Raw genomic sequence first — 3,986 nt, forward strand, 5'->3', positions numbered from 1 at the left:
GGGCGGCGGGGTGACGCGAGCCCGCAGAGCGTCGGGGGCGGCGCGGTCGCACAAGCCCGTTGAGTGTCCAGGACACGCCGCGCGACGAGGGGCACGAGCGGCGTGTCTTGGACACTCAACGAAAAGAGGGAGGCACGCGACGCGAGCGGGGCGACGCGCGGCGGCGAGCGGGCCGCGCATCCGCGTTAGCGTTGACCCACGCCGCCGACGCCGCGAGAGGACCGGATGACCCTGCACGACGAGACCCCTCCCCCGGCCGCGGACGCGCTCGCCACCGCCCCGACGCACCCCGACACGGTCGTGGGCAACCCGGCCTCGCGGGTCCACCCCGACCACGACGACGCGCGCGCCGACCCGTGGTCGATCGATCTGGAGCGCATCCAGTTCTCGCCGTACTTCTCCCGCCTCTCGGCCGTGACCCAGGTGGTGTCACCGTCGATCGGCGGCGCCCCCGTGCACAACCGCCTCACGCACACGCTCAAGGTCAGCGCGATCGCCCGCGTGGTGGCCCTGCAGCTGAACACCCGGTCGCGCCGAGCGGGCGAAGGCGACGTCTGCAACGCCACGGTCGTCGAGGCCGCGGCCTACGCGCACGACCTCGGGCACCCGCCGTTCGGACACCTCGGCGAGTCGACGCTCGACCGCCTCGCCCGCACCGAGCTCGGCCTCGCCGACGGCTTCGAGGGCAACGCGCAGACCTATCGCATCCTCACCGCCCTCGACGTCGTCGAGAACGCGCCCCGCGGACTCAACCTCACGGCCGCGGTGCGCTCCGCCTCGGCGAAGTACCCCTGGGCGCCGACGGTCGACGCCGCCGACATCGAGCGGATCGGCCCGCCCCGCGGCATCCGTCGCTCCTCCGACGGCGCGTACCGCGTGCACAAGTACTCGGCCTACGACCTCGATCTCGACGACCTCGTCGAAGCGCGTCGGGGAGTGGATGCCGAGCCCCTGCGCCAGAGCATCGAGGGCGCCGTGATGGACCTGGCCGACGACATCGCGTACTCGGTGCACGACGTCGACGACTTCTACCGCGCGGGGATCCTCGACCATGCCCCCATCGCGGCGGAGTTCCGCGGCTGGCTCGACGACGTGCTCGAGTGGCGCTCCCGCGACGACGCCGAGGTGCGCGCCGAGCTCGCCCCCGGTGCGGCACTGGAGCGGCTGCGCCGCAAGATGCGCCGTGACGACCCGTGGATCGCCGACGATGAAGCCTTCCTCGCCGCGGTCAGCGACGTGGATGCCGAGATGGTCACCGACCTGCTCGCCCGCCCGTTCGACGGCTCGTTGACGGCCGAGCGGCGCCTGGCCTCGTTCACCGACCGGTGGATCCGCCGGTTCCAGGAGTCGGCGCAGCTACGCCCGCTCGACACCCCGCGGGCCGGTCCCGTCGTGCTGTCGCCGTGGGCCTGGCACCACGTCGAGGTGCTGAAGTTCGTGCACAAGCGGTTCGTGCTCAGCCGACCCGACCTGGCGATCCAGCAGCGGGGGATGAGCCGCATCCTCGCCCGCTCGGTGCGCGCCCTCGGCGAGTGGCTCGACGACGACCTCGACCGCGCGCGCACGCCGCGGCGCCTGCGCGAACTCATCGCCCTCGCGCACGAGCAGTACGCGCAGCTCCCCGCCGATCGCCGCCCCTCGGATGCCGATGCCGAGACGCTCGCGCGCTCCCGCGGAATCGTCGACTACGTGGCATCCCTCACCGATTCGCAGGCATTCGCGCTGTCGGAGGCGATCTCGGGACGAGCGGATCGGCTGTGGGCACTGGGGCAGCGACTGTGATGCCCCGGCGCCGACGGGCCGGCGGCGCCCCGCTCAGGGAATGAGACGCGCCGCGCGGTACCGCTCGAAGAGCCGCGTGAAGGAGTCGCGCGTGCGGTGATGCTCGGTGAAGCCCGCGAGACGACTCTTCGACATGTCGGTCATCACCTCGATGTCACGCCCCAGATCGGCGTCGGTGTGCCACCACGAGGCCACCCGCGTGAGGTCGGACTCGATCAGGCCGTGCTGCTCCACGATCTCGGCCCACAGGGGTGCCGCGTCAGCCATCTGCTGCTCGAAGGGGCGGGGAGCGGTGTCGAAGCCTTCGGCCTCGACTCCGAGGTCGGCGGCGATCCGCGGCCACATCCAGCGCCAGCGGAACACGTCGCCGTTCGCCGTGTTGAACGCCTCGTCCGCGCCCTCGGGATGGGTGGCCGCCCACACCATCTGATTCGCCAACAGATCCGCATCGGTCACGTCGGTCAGCCCGTTCCACTGCGTCTCACTGCCGGGGAAGATGAACGGTCGACCGGTGTGGCGACTGATCGCGGCAGCGACGGCGATCGTGAGGCCCATGTTCATCGCGTTGCCGACCGCGTGCCCCAAAACGGTGTGCGAGCGGTGCACCGACCAGGTGAATCCTTGACGATGCGCGGCCGCGAAGACCTCGTCTTCTTGCGCGTAGTAGAAGTTGTCGACGTCGAGGCGCGGCTCGTCCTCGTGGAACGGGGTGTCGGGCATGTCCCCCTGGCCGTAGGCCTCGAAGGGGCCGAGGTAGTGCTTCAACCCGGTCATCAGCGCGACGTGGCGTACCGGGGCGTCGGTGAGCGCCGCGAGCAGGTCGCGCACCATTCCCCCGTTGACGGCGATGTTCTCGGCCTCGGTGTCCTGCCGCGACCACGCGGTGAAGAACACGTGCGTGACCGGAACGCCTCGCAGCGCGTCGGTCAGCGCGGTCGGCGAGCGCAGATCGGCGGACCGCCACGTCACTCCCGTTAGCGCCGCTCCGGGCCGACGCGACAGTGCCGTCACCTCCCAGCCGTCGTCGACCAGACGGTCGAGGAGGGCGCTCCCGGCGATACCGGTGGCGCCGACGACGAGGGCGTGTGAGGAGTCTGTCAAAACGGGGGTTCCCATCGGGTCGAGGTGAACCGGGGGAAACCACCGGCAGAGGGCCGGTATTCCACATTCGGCGGCGGGGATCGTCCGACGGGGGTTTCGGATACCGGGTCGCGCGCGCGAACATGGACGGATGAAGTCCGCTCACCCGAGCGCCGGCGACCCCTGGCCTCACGACATGGTCGTCTCGATCGAGGACCGGCCGCATTCCGCGTGGGAGATGCTGTGGGTCCGCGAGGCTTATGGGCTCGCGCCTTCCGGGGACCTCCCTCCCCCCTTGATCGATCCGCCCGCACCCGCGACACGCTCGCTGGGTCGGACGGAACGCGCGCGCTGGGAGGCAGCCTGGTCCTCGCTGTGGACGCCGGTCATCGAGCACGCGGGGCGGCCCACCGACACCCCGGCCATGGATCGCCTCCTCCGCCAAGACCTGTCGGCTGATGAGCGCGCGACTCTCCTCGCGGAAGTCACCGGTCCGTCCTGGAGCGACGAGTTCGGCCACGAGGTGTTCCACGACCCGTCGTACCGCGACGCGGAGGAGCGTTCTCTCGAGGCCTGGCGCACGACTCGCCCCCGCCGGCTCGACGATCTCCCGGAGAGGCGCGATGTCGTCGCCCTCGCCCCTGCGTGGCGCAGAGGCCTCATCAGGGTCATCGTGATCCCCTGCCGCGGCTCTTACGTCCGCACCCTCGGCCCGGCCGGGCTGCTCGTCACCACCGAGGTCCGCGACGACTCCGCCGCGTATCGCGAAGCCCTGTCGTCCTTCGCTCCACGCTGAGCAGCGCCCTTTCACGCGGCACGGGATGCCAGGACGTCTACGTGCGGAAGAGGGCGAGCGCGGTGTCGCCGAAGCGCACGACGCCGCACGCGAGACGGACGGCGGCACGCGTGGGCACCGACCGCCGAGACCGGAAGAGGAAGTGTGCCCCGGATTCGAGGCAGCCCACCGCCACATCGAATCCGGGGCACGATTTCGCTCATCGAGGCGACAGCAGCGCGTCGACGAGCGGGGCGCATTCCGAGCGAACGGAAGGCGCACGTGCCGCGCCATCCCGGGGCCTCACGGCGCCCGGGACGGTGGGTCTTACAGGCCCTGGGCCAGGCGG

General features: G+C 71.4%; 3 protein-coding genes. 2 read left to right on the top strand and 1 reads right to left on the bottom strand.

Going from position 1 to position 3,986, the window contains the following annotated elements:
• Nucleotides 1-225 precede the first annotated feature (225 nt).
• The gene (locus tag IFR11_RS15990) at nt 226-1,782 is read left to right on the top strand and encodes a deoxyguanosinetriphosphate triphosphohydrolase family protein (RefSeq protein WP_191916836.1); all 1,557 of its coding nucleotides are present in this window, start codon (nt 226-228) and stop codon (nt 1,780-1,782) included.
• Nucleotides 1,783-1,815: 33 nt separating this feature from the next.
• On the opposite strand, the gene IFR11_RS15995 is transcribed toward IFR11_RS15990, so the two are convergent.
• Complete coding sequence (locus tag IFR11_RS15995) at nt 1,816-2,898, bottom strand: SDR family oxidoreductase (RefSeq protein WP_191916837.1); 1,083 nt, start codon at nt 2,896-2,898, stop codon at nt 1,816-1,818.
• 160 nt (nt 2,899-3,058) lie between these two features.
• Here IFR11_RS15995 and IFR11_RS16000 point away from each other — a divergent pair, with 160 nt between their 5' ends.
• Complete coding sequence (locus IFR11_RS16000; protein ID WP_191916838.1) at nt 3,059-3,658, top strand: hypothetical protein; 600 nt, start codon at nt 3,059-3,061, stop codon at nt 3,656-3,658.
• Nucleotides 3,659-3,986 lie beyond the last annotated feature (328 nt).

The organism is Microbacterium sp. CFBP 8801, from assembly GCF_014839455.1.
Classification (GTDB): Bacteria; Actinomycetota; Actinomycetes; order Actinomycetales; family Microbacteriaceae; genus Microbacterium.

What these genes read in the sequence shown, in the direction of transcription:
- IFR11_RS15990 (WP_191916836.1), top strand. Translation starts at nt 226, where the DNA reads ATGACCCTGCACGACGAGACCCCTCCCCCGGCCGCGGACGCGCTCGCC.
- IFR11_RS15995 (WP_191916837.1), bottom strand. Translation starts at nt 2,898, where the DNA reads ATGGGAACCCCCGTTTTGACAGACTCCTCACACGCCCTCGTCGTCGGC.
- IFR11_RS16000 (WP_191916838.1), top strand. Translation starts at nt 3,059, where the DNA reads ATGGTCGTCTCGATCGAGGACCGGCCGCATTCCGCGTGGGAGATGCTG.